Source organism: Micromonospora sp. URMC 107 (assembly GCF_051386315.1).
Classification (GTDB): Bacteria; Actinomycetota; Actinomycetes; order Mycobacteriales; family Micromonosporaceae; genus Micromonospora.
The window spans coordinates 17,810-30,954 of the sequence record NZ_JBPQTK010000071.1; the positions used below are offsets into that span (position 1 = coordinate 17,810).

General features: G+C 74.5%; 13 protein-coding genes, 1 tRNA gene and 1 pseudogene. 11 read left to right on the top strand and 4 right to left on the bottom strand.

Annotated elements, in window-relative coordinates:
* Positions 1–266: 266 nt before the first annotated feature.
* From tmk to ACSNN9_RS17420, 6 genes are all read left to right on the top strand, one after another.
* Positions 267–2,357, top strand: a complete 2,091-nt coding sequence (tmk, locus tag ACSNN9_RS17395; RefSeq protein ID WP_436674367.1) for a dTMP kinase — start codon at positions 267–269, stop codon at positions 2,355–2,357.
* Positions 2,357–3,628, top strand: a complete 1,272-nt coding sequence (locus ACSNN9_RS17400; RefSeq protein WP_436674347.1) for a DNA polymerase III subunit delta' — start codon at positions 2,357–2,359, stop codon at positions 3,626–3,628. Before tmk ends, ACSNN9_RS17400 begins: the two co-directional genes overlap by 1 nt.
* A gap of 192 nt (positions 3,629–3,820) precedes the next feature.
* Positions 3,821–4,150, top strand: coding sequence for a YbaB/EbfC family nucleoid-associated protein (locus tag ACSNN9_RS17405; protein WP_091624089.1), 330 nt, complete (start codon positions 3,821–3,823; stop codon positions 4,148–4,150).
* Position 4,151: 1 nt separating this feature from the next.
* Positions 4,152–4,457 (top strand): hypothetical protein, encoded by a 306-nt coding sequence (locus tag ACSNN9_RS17410; RefSeq protein ID WP_436674349.1) that lies wholly within the window; start codon positions 4,152–4,154, stop codon positions 4,455–4,457.
* Positions 4,457–5,143, top strand: coding sequence for a hypothetical protein (locus tag ACSNN9_RS17415; protein WP_436674350.1), 687 nt, complete (start codon positions 4,457–4,459; stop codon positions 5,141–5,143). Before ACSNN9_RS17410 ends, ACSNN9_RS17415 begins: the two co-directional genes overlap by 1 nt.
* A gap of 161 nt (positions 5,144–5,304) precedes the next feature.
* Positions 5,305–6,144, top strand: coding sequence for a PSP1 domain-containing protein (locus tag ACSNN9_RS17420; protein WP_436674351.1), 840 nt, complete (start codon positions 5,305–5,307; stop codon positions 6,142–6,144).
* 4 nt (positions 6,145–6,148) lie between these two features.
* Here the strand turns inward: ACSNN9_RS17420 and ACSNN9_RS17425 are convergent, their stop codons facing one another.
* Positions 6,149–7,882 carry a metallophosphoesterase family protein gene (locus ACSNN9_RS17425; RefSeq protein ID WP_436674369.1) on the bottom strand — a complete coding sequence of 578 codons (1,734 nt, stop codon included), beginning with the start codon at positions 7,880–7,882 and terminating at the stop codon, positions 6,149–6,151.
* Positions 7,883–8,043: 161 nt separating this feature from the next.
* Between ACSNN9_RS17425 and ACSNN9_RS17430 the strand changes: the two genes are divergently transcribed.
* The 5 genes from ACSNN9_RS17430 (at position 8,044) to ACSNN9_RS17450 (ending at position 10,105) form a co-directional block, all read left to right on the top strand.
* Positions 8,044–8,117, top strand: a tRNA-Thr gene (locus ACSNN9_RS17430).
* Positions 8,118–8,406: 289 nt separating this feature from the next.
* A complete protein-coding gene (locus tag ACSNN9_RS17435; RefSeq protein ID WP_436674352.1) occupies positions 8,407–8,784 on the top strand; it encodes a hypothetical protein in 378 nt (125 codons plus the stop codon).
* Positions 8,785–8,870: 86 nt separating this feature from the next.
* Positions 8,871–9,341: a hypothetical protein gene (locus ACSNN9_RS17440; RefSeq protein ID WP_436674353.1), complete on the top strand. Its 471-nt coding sequence runs from the start codon at positions 8,871–8,873 to the stop codon at positions 9,339–9,341.
* A gap of 87 nt (positions 9,342–9,428) precedes the next feature.
* Complete coding sequence (locus ACSNN9_RS17445) at positions 9,429–9,611, top strand: hypothetical protein (RefSeq protein WP_436674355.1); 183 nt, start codon at positions 9,429–9,431, stop codon at positions 9,609–9,611.
* Between the two features lie 89 nt (positions 9,612–9,700).
* Positions 9,701–10,105, top strand: coding sequence for a VOC family protein (locus ACSNN9_RS17450; RefSeq protein WP_436674357.1), 405 nt, complete (start codon positions 9,701–9,703; stop codon positions 10,103–10,105).
* A 367-nt stretch (positions 10,106–10,472) separates the two neighbouring features.
* Here the strand turns inward: ACSNN9_RS17450 and ACSNN9_RS17455 are convergent.
* The 3 genes and pseudogenes from ACSNN9_RS17455 to ACSNN9_RS17465 all read right to left on the bottom strand — a co-directional run.
* Positions 10,473–10,922: pseudogene (locus tag ACSNN9_RS17455) on the bottom strand (SRPBCC family protein); the annotation flags it as partial.
* A gap of 150 nt (positions 10,923–11,072) precedes the next feature.
* On the bottom strand, positions 11,073–12,365 hold the full coding sequence (locus ACSNN9_RS17460; RefSeq protein ID WP_436674359.1) for an MFS transporter: 1,293 nt from the start codon (positions 12,363–12,365) through the stop codon (positions 11,073–11,075).
* Positions 12,362–13,015 (bottom strand): winged helix-turn-helix domain-containing protein, encoded by a 654-nt coding sequence (locus ACSNN9_RS17465; RefSeq protein WP_436674361.1) that lies wholly within the window; start codon positions 13,013–13,015, stop codon positions 12,362–12,364. The genes ACSNN9_RS17460 and ACSNN9_RS17465 overlap by 4 nt, the downstream gene beginning before the upstream one ends.
* Between the last annotated feature and the right edge of the window lie 130 nt (positions 13,016–13,145).

The following is a 13,145-nucleotide window of genomic DNA, read 5'->3' on the forward strand; positions in this document are numbered from 1 at the left end:
CCTCGCGTCTGTCCGGGCTGCGGGCGGTGGTCGCCGCGGCCTAGGCTCGGCGAACAGGAGAATGTCGCGGCGGGGCAGGTCCCCGCCGGGTCTAGAGTGTTCCACCGGGACTGCCCAGCGATGGGCCGGCACGTGGAGGTACGGCCATCGAAAGCCAGTTCAACGGCGAGTCGCCCGGCGTGTCGCCGTCCTCGAACCCGCCCGGCGCCGCCGAGAAGCCCGGGGCCGACCCGTCCGGCTACGCGGGCATCCGCTCGGTACTGCGGATCACCCCGTTCCGCCGGCTCTGGATCGTGCTCGGCGCGGCCTCCTTCGGCGACTGGTTCGGCCTGCTCGCCACCAGTGTCTTCGCCGCCTCCCAGGTCGAGGGGAGCACCGCCAAGGGCGCGGCCTTCGGTGGCGTCATCGCCATCCGGCTGCTGCCGGCGCTGGTGCTCGGCCCGATCGCCGGCGTGCTGGCCGACCGCTTCGACCGGCGCTGGACGATGGTCATCTGCGACGTGCTGCGGTTCGTGCTCTTCGCCTCGATCCCGCTGGCCGCGCTGCTCGGCGCCCCCGGCGGGGCGGTGGTGGCCTGGGCGGCGATCGCCACCTTCCTGATCGAGTCGCTCACGCTGCTCTGGATCCCGGCCAAGGAGGCCGCGGTCCCCAACCTGATCCCGCGCGCCCGGCTGGAGGCCGCCAACCAGCTCACGCTGATCACCACGTACGGCCTCACGCCGGTCCTCGCCGCGCTGATCCTCGCCGCGCTCGACGGCGCCGTGCGGGCGGCCACCGGGGGCGCGACGCCGGACTGGGCCGAGCCGGCCCAGCTGGCGCTCTGGTTCAACGCGTTCTCCCGGCTGGCCACCGCGCTGGTGGTGGCGTACGGCATCAAGGAGATCAGCCAGGGGCAGGCCGACGAGCGGGACCGCACCGAGCAGAGCATGTTGCGCCAGTTCAAGGAGGGCTGGCGCTACATCGGCCAGACCCCGCTGGTCCGCGGCCTGGTGCTCGGCATCTTCGGCGCGTTCGCCGGCGGTGGCATCGTGATCGGCACCGCCAAGTTCTTCGCCACCTCGCTCGGCGCCGGCGACGCCGCCTTCTACCTGCTCTTCGGCGCCATCTTCATCGGCCTCGCGCTCGGCATCGGGCTGGGTCCGATGATCGTCAAGGACATGTCCCGGCGGCGCTGGTTCGGCATGAGCATCGTGCTGGCCAGCGCCTCGGTGATGGCCCTGGCCTTCGCCATCCACCTCTCCATGGCCATGGTCGGCGCGATCCTGGTCGGCGCGGGCGCCGGGATGGCCTTCCTCTCCGGCACCACCCTGCTCGGCGGGGAGATCGCCGACGAGGTGCGTGGCCGGGTCTTCGCGGTGGTGCAGATCGGCACCCGTCTGGTGCTGATCCTGGCGATCGGCCTCAGCAGCCTGCTCGCCGGCGTCGGCGGCTCGCGCCGGCTGGAGCTGGCCGACCTGGGCGTGTCGATCTCGTCCACCCGACTGCTGCTGCTCGCCGCCGGCGCCGCCGGCATCTTCGCCGGGATCAGCGCGTTCGGGCAGATGGACGACAAGAAGGGCGTCCCCGTCCTGGCCGACCTCTGGGGCTCGATCCGGGGCCGCCCGCTGATGCCGGCCGAACCGTTCGTCTCCGCCGGCCTCTTCGTGGTCTTCGAGGGCGGCGAGGGCGCCGGCAAGTCCACCCAGCTCGCCGCGCTCGCCGAGCGGCTGCGCGGGCAGGGGCGCGACGTCGTGGTGACCCGTGAGCCGGGAGCCACCGCCGTCGGCAAGCGGATCCGGTCGCTGCTGCTCGGCGCGCCGGGCTCCGACGTGCCGTCGCCGCGCGCCGAGGCGCTGCTCTACGCCGCCGACCGGGCGCACCACGTGGCCACCGTCGTCCGGCCGGCGCTCGTCCGGGGCGCGGTGGTGATCAGCGACCGGTACGTCGACTCGTCCCTGGCGTACCAGGGGGCGGGGCGGACGCTCCCCGTCGACGAGGTCTCCTGGCTCTCGTCCTGGGCCACCGGCGGGCTCAAGCCCGACCTGGTGGTGCTGCTGGACGTCGACCCGCGTACCGGCCTGACCCGGGTGGCGGCCCGCGCCGAGGCGGCCGACCACGTGGAGGCCGAGTCCGTCGCCTTCCACGAGCGGGTCCGGTACGCCTTCCTCGACCTCGCCGCCGCCGACCCGAAGCGCTACCTGGTGCTCGACGCGTCCCGCCCGGTCGAGGAGATCACCGGGCAGGTGGTTCGGCGGATCGAGGAGATGCTCGGCGCCCCCGGCGGCATCGTGCACCCGCGCCCCGCGCACGGGCCGGACACCTCGGTGCAGCCGGAGTTATCCGAATCGGAGCTGGTACCGATGGAGCACCGGACCTGATGCCCGACGTCTTCGCCGACCTGGTCGGGCAGGACGAGGCGGTCGACACGCTGCGCCGCGCCGCCGCCGCGGCGTCCGCCGTGCTGCGCGCCGCCGCCGTCGGGCCCACGACCGCCGCCGGGGACGCGCTCGACGCGCTCGCCGAGGAGTCCGACGGCGCGCAGCCGGCAGCCGTCGTCGACGCGGGTGCGGGGATGACGCACGCCTGGATCTTCACCGGACCGCCCGGGTCGGGCCGGTCGGTGGCGGCGCGGGCCTTCGCCGCCGCCCTCCAGTGCGTGCACGGCACCGGCTGCGGCGAGTGCCCCGGCTGCCACACCACGATGACCGGCACGCACGCCGACGTCCGGATGGTGGTGCCGGAGGGGCTCTCCATCGGCGTCAACGAGATGCGGGCGCTGGTGCTGCGCGCCGCCAGCACCCCGTCGGGCGGACGCTGGCAGGTGGTGGTGATCGAGGATGCCGACCGGCTCACCGAGGCGGCCGGCAACGCGCTGCTCAAGGCCGTCGAGGAGCCGCCGCCACGCACGGTCTTCCTGCTCTGCGCCCCGTCCACCCACCCGGACGACATCTCGGTGACCATCCGGTCGCGCTGCCGGGTCGTACCGCTGGGGCAGCCCGCGCCGGAGGCGGTGGCCGAGGTGCTGGTCCGCCGCGACGGCGTCGCGCCTGACGTGGCGCGGTGGGCGGCGGCGGCCGCGCAGGGACACGTGGGACGGGCCCGCCGGCTGGCCCGCGACCCGGAGGCCCGCAAGCGCCGGGAGGCCGTGCTCGCGGTGCCGCGCCGGCTGACCAGCGTGGGTGCCGCGTTCGACGCGGCGTCGGCGCTGATCGAGGCGGCCGAGGCGGAGGCCGAGGCGTCCGTCGCGGAGGCCGACGCGGCCGAGCGGGCGGCGCTGGAGACCGCGCTCGGCGCCGGCGGCACCGGGCGCGGGGCGGCCGGCGCGATGCGGGGCGCCGCCGGGCAGCTGAAGGACCTGGAGAAGCGGCAGAAGTCCCGGGCCACCCGGGCGCAGCGGGACGCGCTGGACCGGGCGCTGGTGGACCTGGCCGGCTTCTACCGGGACGCGCTCACCATGGCGCTGCGCGCCCCCGTGGCCCCGGTGCACACCGACACCGCCGCGCTGGCCGGAATGGGCGCGCAGAAGTGGGACGCCGAGGGGTCGCTGCGCCGCCTGGAGGCGGTGCTGGAGTGCCGGGCGGCGATCGAGGCGAACGTGAAGCCCCGCATCGCCGTCGAGGCGATGATGCTCTCGCTCTGGAAGGGCTGAGCCCTCCGGACCTCCCGCCGAGGGGTGGCCGAGCCGGGGCCTCCGGCGGTCGATTCGCCCCCCGAGGTCGCGTCGGGCGGACCGGCCGTCCACAGGCATCGACAGGCGCGATTGCTGTGCGGTACGGTCCGGTGTGCCGCGGTGACGGTGGCGGCACGCACAGTGATGGCCTGGTCCGGGAGGAGTCCGCCGATGCCGCGGGGGGAGATCGACGAGGCCTGGATCGAGGAGGCGGTGCGGCGCTACCGCCGGATCGAGTCCCTACAGGCCGAGTTCGACCAGGCGGTGTCGACCGTCGAGGTCACCGTCCGATCGCCCGACGGGCTGGTCGAGGTCGTGGTCACCGCCGGCGGGCGGATCACCGACGTGCGGTTCCTCGGCCCGCTGCACACCCGCAACCCCCGCGACGTCGCCGGCTCGGTGCAGGCGGCGGTCACCGCGGCGGCCGACGCCGCCCAGTGGGCCCGGGAGAAGCTGCACAACGAGACCTTCGCCGCCTACCGGCCGCTGGCGGGAGCTTGAGATGGAGAGCCTGCGCGCCCTCGCCGCCCGGCTCGACGAGGCGAGCGAGACCATGACCACCGTGTCCCGCACGGTCACCGCCGGCGATCCGGCGCAGGCCGCCTTCGGCGCCGACGCCCCCGGCCGGCCCGGGGAGATCGGGCGGGCCCTGCACCGGCAGTGGACCGCCGCCACCGGTGACCGGGCCCGGGAGGCGCACGTCGCCGCCCAGCGGCTGGCCGCCGCCGCGGCGGCCGTCCGGGCCGCCGCCGACCACTACGCCGACGTCGACCGCGCCGTGCGGCACCGGCTGACCGGGGAGGCGTGATGGACGCGCTGGACCGGCTCGCCGAGCCCGGCCTCGACCTGCTCCGCCGGGTGGACACGCTGCTCGCCGCCGGGGCCCCCGAGGGCCACCGCGTGTGGCCGCTGCTGCGCCGGATGCAGGTGCTCCCCGGCGAGGCCGTGCGGAACTTCCTCGACCTGCATCCGGCACCGCTCGCCGCCGCCGGCCACACCGCCCGCCGCCTGATCCGGGGCTACGACGACGTCAGCGCCGCGCTGACCGACCCGCTGCTCTGGTCCGGCCCGGCCGCGTCGTCGTACGGGCAGGCCCGGGCGGCCCTGCTGCGCCACCTCGACGAGGGGCCGGAGAGCCTGGTCGGGCGGCTGGAGTCGACGGCCGGCTACGCCGACGCGCTCGCCGACTGGGTGGAGGGCAGCCGGCTCGCGCTGGCCCGGGCGCTGGCCGACGTCCTCCGCTGCGCCGAGGCGGTGACCGTGGTCGCCGCGACGTCGATGCCGGCCGGCGGGCCGGAGCAGCGCGGGGCGGCGGGGCCGGGCGGGACCGAGGCCGCCGAGATCGCCACGCGGGTGCTGGCGGTGCTCTGCGTCGCGTACGACGGGGCCGAGACCCTGCTGCGCCAGTGGGCGCCGAGCCTCGCCGAGTCCCGCTGGCGGGCGCCGGTGGCCGAACGCCCGCGCTACGACACCCCCACCCGCGTCGGCTGGTGACGCGCCGGTGCGGGCAGGCTCCTCGCGCGGCGCGCCGGCGCGTCGGGGTCCGGCCGCGCGTCGGGCCGTGCGGATTCGGCGGGCGCGGATGATCGCGCCCTGTAGTCGGGCGGCGACGGCCGGCCGGGCCGACCCGCCCCGCGCGTCGTAGGGTGTGAGGCATGGGCATGCTCTGCGCGGTCAGCTTCCAGCGGTACGGGCGCCTCTACTACCTGGACCCGGGCGAGCTGCGTCCCCAGGTCGGCGACAAGGTGCTGGTGCCGACCGACGACGGGCCCGAGGTGGCCGAGTGCGTCTGGGCCGCGCAGTGGGTCACCGAGGAGACCGAGGGCTTCCCCCGCCTGGCCGGCCTGGCCGGCGAGGAGGACCTGCGCCGCGACGAGACGGTGCGCCGCCGCAAGGCCGAGGCCAAGGTCGCGGCGAAGCGGCTGATCCGGGAGCACGCCCTGCCGATGAAGGTGGTGGCGATCGACCACGTGCTGGGGGCCGCCGAGGGCGGCGGCGAGCGGAGCACCATCTACTTCACGGCCCCGCACCGGGTGGACTTCCGCGCGCTGGTCCGGGACCTCGGCGCCACCCTGCACTGTCGGGTGGAGCTGCGCCAACTCTCCGCCCGGGACTCGGCGCGGGTGCAGGGCGGCATCGGCTCCTGCGGCCGGGACCTCTGCTGCGCCACCTTCCTCACCGACTTCGAGCCGGTCACCATCCGGATGGCGAAGGACCAGGACCTGCCGCTCAACCCGCTGCGCATCTCCGGCGCGTGCGGCCGGCTGATGTGCTGCCTCAAGTACGAGCATCCCCTGTACCAACGGTTCCAGGAGTCCGCCCCGGCGATCGGCTCGCGGGTGTCGACGCCGGAGGGCGACGGCCGGGTGGTCGGCCACAGCGTTCCCCGGGACTCCGTCACCGTGCGTCTCGACGCCGACGGCTCCCGCTGCTCCTGCTCCCGCGCCTCGGTCTGCGGCCCCCGCCAGGCTCACGACCAGCACTACACCTCCTGACCCGTCAGGTGAGGGTGGTGGGGGGCTCGGCCAGGCGGGGGCGCAGCGGCTGCCTCGGGACCAGCCAGGAGGACTCGGGCGACCGGTCGGGGTTGACCTGCCAGTCGCGGGCGACCCGGTCGACGGCGATCGGGTAGATCGTCAGGGTGCCGTCGGGGTCGATGCGCAGCCGCAGGAACGCCTTCGCGTCCTCGATGCCCTGGCCGGCGAAGAGTTCGTTGACGTTCACCCCGAACGCGCCGGCCACCAGCAGGTACGCGGCCACGAGCTGGCTCGCCACCAGCCCGCTCACCGGGCCGTAGAGCACCGCCGCGGCGACGGCCGGCAGCGGCCACGGCCAGTCGTAGAAGGGCAGGGCCAGCCAGGCCCAGGTGCCGGCGGCGGCCAGCCCGACCTGGGCCAGACCGTGGCCCACGCCGAGGATCCAGTGCCGGGCGTGCCGTTTGCCGCCGGAGCTGGGCGGCTTCGCGAAGAACGCCGCGGCGAGCATCGTGACGATCAGCATCGCCATCAGCGGCACGCTGAACAGCCGCTGGTCCGTCCCGCTCGGGTTGGTCGCGACGCCGGCCATCGCCAGCATCAGCAGCGTGTGCAGGGTGCCCAGCAGGGTGGTGAAACCCGGGTTGCGCAGCGGCAGGCGGGGGAAGATCCCCCAGGCGTACCGCCGGGAGCGGGCCTTCTCCGGGTAGCGGCCGGCCAGCTCGTACGGGTGGGAGGCGCTGGCCCGCCGGGCGAGGGTGTCGCGCGGCGGCACCTCGATGCGCTCCGGGAGCTTGTGCGTCGGGTAGAGGTACGCGCCGCCGCCCCCGCAGGTGATCAGCTGCCGGTCCGGGCCGGCGTACCGCGCGTAGTGGTGCAGGTCGCCGGAGATCAGCAGCCGTACCTGCGCCCCGGTCGGCGCGACGATCGTGCGGACGAAGTAGTCGATCGAGTCGTACGCCGTGGGATGGTCGACGGCCTTGACCCACGTCGGCGCCGGCACGGCCAGGATCACCCGGCTCTCGGGGCCCAGCCGCTCGGCGACCCGGTCGAAGTAGGTCAGCTGCGGATCGTCCAGGTACGAGCCGGACTGGTCGTCGAGGCCGAGCAGCCACCAGCCGGCGGGCAGCTCGACCGCGAAGTACGAGCGGGACTGGCCGGTTTCCCAGCCGCCGAAGTGCCGGTCCCGGGACCGGACGAAGAGCCGCAGGAAGGCGGTCAAACCGTCGTACCAGTCGTGGTTGCCGGGCACCGCGAACAGCGTGGGCCGCTCGGGCGGGGTGACCGGGAGCGCGGCCTGGTAGGGCCCCTTGCACCGGTCCTCGTACGCCTCGAAGGCCGCCGACGGGTAGACCTGGTCGCCGCCCATCACGAGGGTCTGCGCGCGGGGCAGCCGGTGCCCGTCCACCTCCAGCTCCGGCTGGGCGATCAGGTAGGCGACCGAGTAGGTGGCGTTGAAGCCGTCGCCCAGGTCGGCCACGTAGTCCAGCCAGAGACCGCCGTCCGGCCCGACCTGCCGCGCGATGCCCGCGTCGAGGGAGTTCTGCAGCTCCCGCTTGTCCAGGTACGCCCCGAAGAGCATCGCCAGCAGCGTACGGATTCCGGTGCTGACCAGCAGGAACGGCGCGAGCCACGGCACCGGCTTGCGCGGCGTGAAGCCCAACTCCCGGGGGTCGATGCCGCGCGGTCGACGCGCCGCCCGCCCGCCGGCCGCCTCGCTCGCGTGCGCGCTCTCCGCCGCGCCGTCCAGCGGATCCACGTCGGGGGCGCGATCGTCGTTCACCCGCCGCAGCGTAGTCCCGGCCCGGCGCGGTCGCTGTCCGGCGGACGACGGTTCGGAATCGGAAGTCCGGCCCGACGGGCGGGGTGGGGATCCCGTTCGGCCCCGGGGTGGGGCGTGCCGTACACTTGACGATCGTTGCCGCCTTAGCTCAGTCGGCTAGAGCGACGCACTCGTAATGCGTAGGTCGACGGTTCGATTCCGTCAGGCGGCTCGGTACAGAAGCCCAGGTCAACGACCTGGGCTTCTTCGTTTCCCGAGGTCGACAACACCGCCGCCGGCCGCGCCGGTCCGCAAGTGGTCCGCATCCCGCGCCGCAATCGCCTCGTCCAGCCGGCCGGCCACGCTGACGGACGACAAGACCTGGAAGACCGGAGCTCGGGTTCGAACCCCGACTCATGGATCAGCCGCAGAAGGTAGTCGTCGCAAACAGTGACTGCGGGATCTGGCTCAGCACGGCTGTTGGTCGAAGCTCAGGACGACGCGTGTCGTACGGTCGATCCATGTCCGCACCCGATGACGTCCTGGCCGCCCTCCGCGACTTCGTGGCCCGCGTCGACGCGCTCGATCCGGCCGCCCCGCCGCAGGGCGAGATGGTCGTCGGCCTGCGCGGCGTCGAGTCGAGGCTGGCGCTGAGCGCCCCGGTCGCCCGTGCCCTGGTGGAGGCGCTGCGGGCGTACCACGACCCGCGCGACCGGGGCCGCTGCGACCACTGCGGCGGGAGGCGACTGGACGACAACTTCCTGTGCCGCGACTGCGGTCGGCCCAGCGGGCTGTTCGGGCAGTTGATCTCCGAGCGGGCCGCCCGGCACACGGAGCAGGGTGCGGTCGCGGCGGCGCCCGTCGCCGGCGGTCGGCACGCCCGCGACGATGGTCGCTGACCCTGTCGCACGCACGCCGACCGTGCGGTGACGCGGTCCTGCCGGCGGCGGCCGGAGGGCGGCAGCCGCAGGTACGTTGGCGACCTATGATCTTCCTCGCGCTCGTGCTGTTGGCGCTGGCCTGGCCTGTGGTCGCGGTGGGCGCGGCCGTGCTCGTGACCCTGGCGGCGCTCGCCCTCCGGGCCGGCCGGGCCACGCAGGCCGGGTCGAACACGCTCACGCGGGCGGGTGGGCTGCTCGCCGGCGGCGCGGCGCTGACGGCGTCCGCCGCCTACGGGTACGGGCTGCGGACGACGACCTTCGGGGCGGTCACCGACGCCGACGACCGGTGCGGGCTGTCCCGGCCGGACCGCTACGGCTACGGCCACCGTGGCCCGGAGGACGGGGCGTTGAGCATGTGGCCGCTGCGGGACACCACCTGCGGCCATGATCTGGTGCCCGGTCTCGTCAACCCTCTGGTGGCGGGGTCGGCGGCGCTCTTCGTCGCGCTCGCGGTAATCATGATCGTGGCGCGGACCCGGTCCCGCCGGCCGGCGAACCGCGAGCAGGTCGACTGACGAAGACCGGCCGGCCCCGGCGGGCTCCGGAGCGCGGCGATGTTGTCGGTCGTGGTCGCTACCCTCCCGGCGTGACTGATCTGGTGGATGGCGCGCGGGTTCTACGAGGCGGTGAGTGCCGATCCCACCATGGCCGTGACCGACGGTGAGTGCGAGGCCATGTGCCACTTCTTCGCCCACCTGCACGAGGAGCGGTTCGGCGGCTGGCCGGACACCGGCTCGGGTATCTCCCGGGAGTCCTGCACCAATCCGGCCGGTTGGAGCGCCTGACACCCGCGCTCACCGGCGGGAACCAGGAGTTCCGCGTGACGGCCCGCAGACTGACCGTACGCAGTCGTCAAACCGCTGGAGGCAGCCTGATGCAGTACGCACCCGTCGTCGTCGCCCTGCCGATCGCCGATCGTCCGACCTCGTACCGCTTCTACTCGGAGGGGCTCGGCTTGGAGGCCGTCGGCGAGCCGGCCCAGGACGGCGTCCCCGAGCCCTTGCAGTACGCGCTCAACGACGGTCTCCGCGTCATGCTGGTGCCCACCGGCGGCTTCGGCTGGGTGATCGGTGGCCGCGAGGTGGCCCGGCGCGGGCAGAGCGAGTGCCTCGTCAGCCTCCCCGCCGCGACGCCGGCCGAGGTCGACGAGCTCGTCGGGCGGGCCCGGGCCGCCGGCGCGGAGGTCGTCGTCGAGCCGGGCCCGCAGCCGTGGGGCTACACGGGCACCTTCGCCGACCCGGACGGCCACCTGTGGACGGTGCTCGCGGAGGCGCACTGACGCCACCCGAGCGGACCCCGGGACGAGCGGACGGCCCGGGTCGCGAGGACCCGGGCCGTCCCCTGACAGGGGCAGGCGTGATGAAGCTGGATCAGAGGGGTCGGTGCGGGGGGTAGCCGGCGGTGCCGGTCTCCGGGACGACCTCGACCTCGGTCACCACGTACTCCGTGTCGGTCGTGGCGGTGGCCGGCCGGTCGTCCTGGTCGTTGTCGGAGCGGCGCTTCGCAGCCGCGGCGGCTCCGGCCGCCGCAGCCCCGGCCACGGCGGCGCTCGCCGCCACGGCCTTGCCGGACACCCCGGCGCTACCGCTGTCGCCGCGGGTCGCGGCGGCGTGCTCGACGCCCGGCGTGCCGACACCGAGGCCGCTGTCGACCGTGCCTCGCCAGGCGCCGGTCTCCACACCCCGTTCCTCGATGTACGTCTTGAACTTCCGCAGGTCGGATTCGGCCTGCCGCTCGATGATGTTGAGCTTGTCGCCGGCCTTCTCGAGCAGGCCCTCGGGCTCGTACTCCAGGTGCAGCCGGACCATGGTGCGGTCGGTGCCGACGGGCTGGAAGTAGACCGCCCCGGCGTTGGTCACGCCCTCGGTGGCCGCCCAGGCCACCTTCTGGTCGGGCACCTGCTCCAGGACCTTGGCGTCCCACTCGCGCTGGACGCCACCGATCTCGGCGACCCAGTGCATCCGCCGGTCGTCGAGCTGGCGCACCTCGCGCACGCCCCCCATGAAGCGGGGGAACTCCTCGAACTGCGTCCACTGGTTGTAGGCGGTGCTGACCGGAACCTGTACTTCGATGGACTTCTCGACCTTCGTGGTCATGGGCAATCCTCCTCGTCAGGTCGAACCGCTCTCGTTCGGTGGGGAGAGCCGTCCTCGTCGACCAAACTCCTACCCCCGACTGGGACGCTCAATCGCCCGACCTGCCGGACACCACATCGGACGACCGCGGCGCGTCCCCGATCCGGCCGGTCAGTCGGCCTGCTCCGGGAGCCCGCGCAGGTGGCGGACCGGCGAGAAGGCCACCCACAGCACCCCGGCGAGCGCGCCCGCCGTCGCGATCCAGAGCGCCGGCCGTACGCCGAGGGTGCTGCCGAGCGCGCCGCCGAGCAGCGCGCCGATCGGCCGGATGCCGTAGTTGACGGTGCGCCGGGCCCCGGTCACCCGGGCCAGCAGCGCCTGCGGGGTGAGCGCGGTCTGCACCGAGCCGCCCACGATGTCGAGCATCATCACCCCGACGGCGGAGAGGAACTCCGCGGCGAAGAGCATCCCGAGCACCAGCGGGGTCGGCCCGCCGGCCAGCGGGACGAGCAGCAGGGGAGCGGGGAAGAGGACGAAGGAGGCGACCAGCGCCGGGCCGATGCCGAAGCGGCGGACCAACCGGCCGGTGAGCGTCGCGCCGATCAGCCCGCCGACCGCGCCCGCGCCGACCACCACGCCCAGCAGGCCGGGCGCGAGGTGCAGTTCCTGCGTCGCGTAGAGCACGAAGAGCGCGATGAACATGAAGTTGAACAGGTTGACGGTGGTGGTGCCGAGCAGGATCGCGCGCATCATCGGCGTCCGCGCGATGAACCCCAGCCCGGCGCCGAGGGCGAGTCCGCCGCCGCGCGCGGGCGCCGGCTCCGTCGGTCGGATCCGCCCCAGGAAGTACGCGGACACGACGTACGACAGCGCGTCGGCGACCAGGGCGATCGGGGCGGTGAGCACCTGCACGAGGACGCCACCGATGCTCGGCCCGGCCACCAGGGACATCGCCCGGCTACCGTTGATCAGCGTGTTCGCCTCCACGTAGTCGGGTCGGGCCACGATGGACACGAAGAGCGGCCCCCGGGCGACCTCGAAGAACACGGCGAGCGTGCCGACGGCGAAGGCCGCCACGTAGAGCTGGGCCATCGTGAGCACACCGAGCAGGTGCGCGACCGGCACCGCGACGAGCAGCAGCGCGCGGCCGACATCGGTGAGGATCATGACCCGGCGCTTGTGCGGGTGCCGGTCCACCCAGGCGCCGGCGAGCAGCGGGAAGAGCAGGTTCGGGGCGAGCGCGGCGGCGGTCAGGTAGCCCATCTCGGCCGGGGTCGCGTCGAACACCAGCACGGCCAGCAGCGGCAGGGCCAGGGTGGAGATCTCGTCGCCGAAGTACGACACCGTCTGCGCCGACCAGTACCGGCGGAACACCCGCTCGCGCAGCAGTCGCGGCAGCGGACCCCGCCGGGCGGGCCCGCCGGGCGGGGCGGTGTCCGGGGCGACGGTGGCTCCGCCGCTCACCGGTGGCTGCCCGGCTCGTCGTCGGCCGACCCGCCCGGCGGGGGGCCGGCCTCGGCGGCCGGGTCGGCGAGGGCTGCCGCCGGCGGTGGGTCGGTGAGGACGGCCAACTGCACGAGGGTGACCTTCCGGCTGTCGGCCGGCCGTCTCGTCGGATCGGTGACCCGGTCGTCGTACTCGGCGAGCAGGGCCTCGATGCGCTCGGTCACGCGGGCCATCTCGTCGGCGGTGACGTAGAGCGGCCGGTCGGTGAACCCGGTGACCGCCCGCCAGGCCACCGGCTCGGCGGCGCGCCGGGCGAGGAACTCCTCGGCGCGGCGGGTGTAGAGGGCGAGCTGCGTCGCGCTCAGGGCGTCGGCGGCGGCGCGCACCTGCGGGTCGTCGGAGGCGTCGTCCCAGGACGTGTTGTGTGCGGTGGCCCGCCAGGGCCGCTCCCGGGCGTCGGCGCCGGGCACCCGTTCGGCGAGCCCGTACTTGGCGAGCTGCCGGAGGTGGAACGAGCAGCTCGGCACGCTCTCGCCGAGGCGTTCGGCGGTCTGGGTGGCGGTCATCGGGCCGTGCTGGCGCAGCAGCCCGATGAGGGCCATCCGCAGCGGATGCGCGTAGCCGCGCAGGGCCTTGGGGTCGGAGAGCTTCACCTCGGGCAGCGACATACGCTAAAGATATCTTTATAAAGATATCTTTAGCAACGGGGCCGGGGCGGCTGGGCCGGGGGTGGACGTGCCGCTGGCCGGCACCCCGGGTTCGGGTGCCGGCCAGCGATCCCCCTTGTGGTGGAAAGTC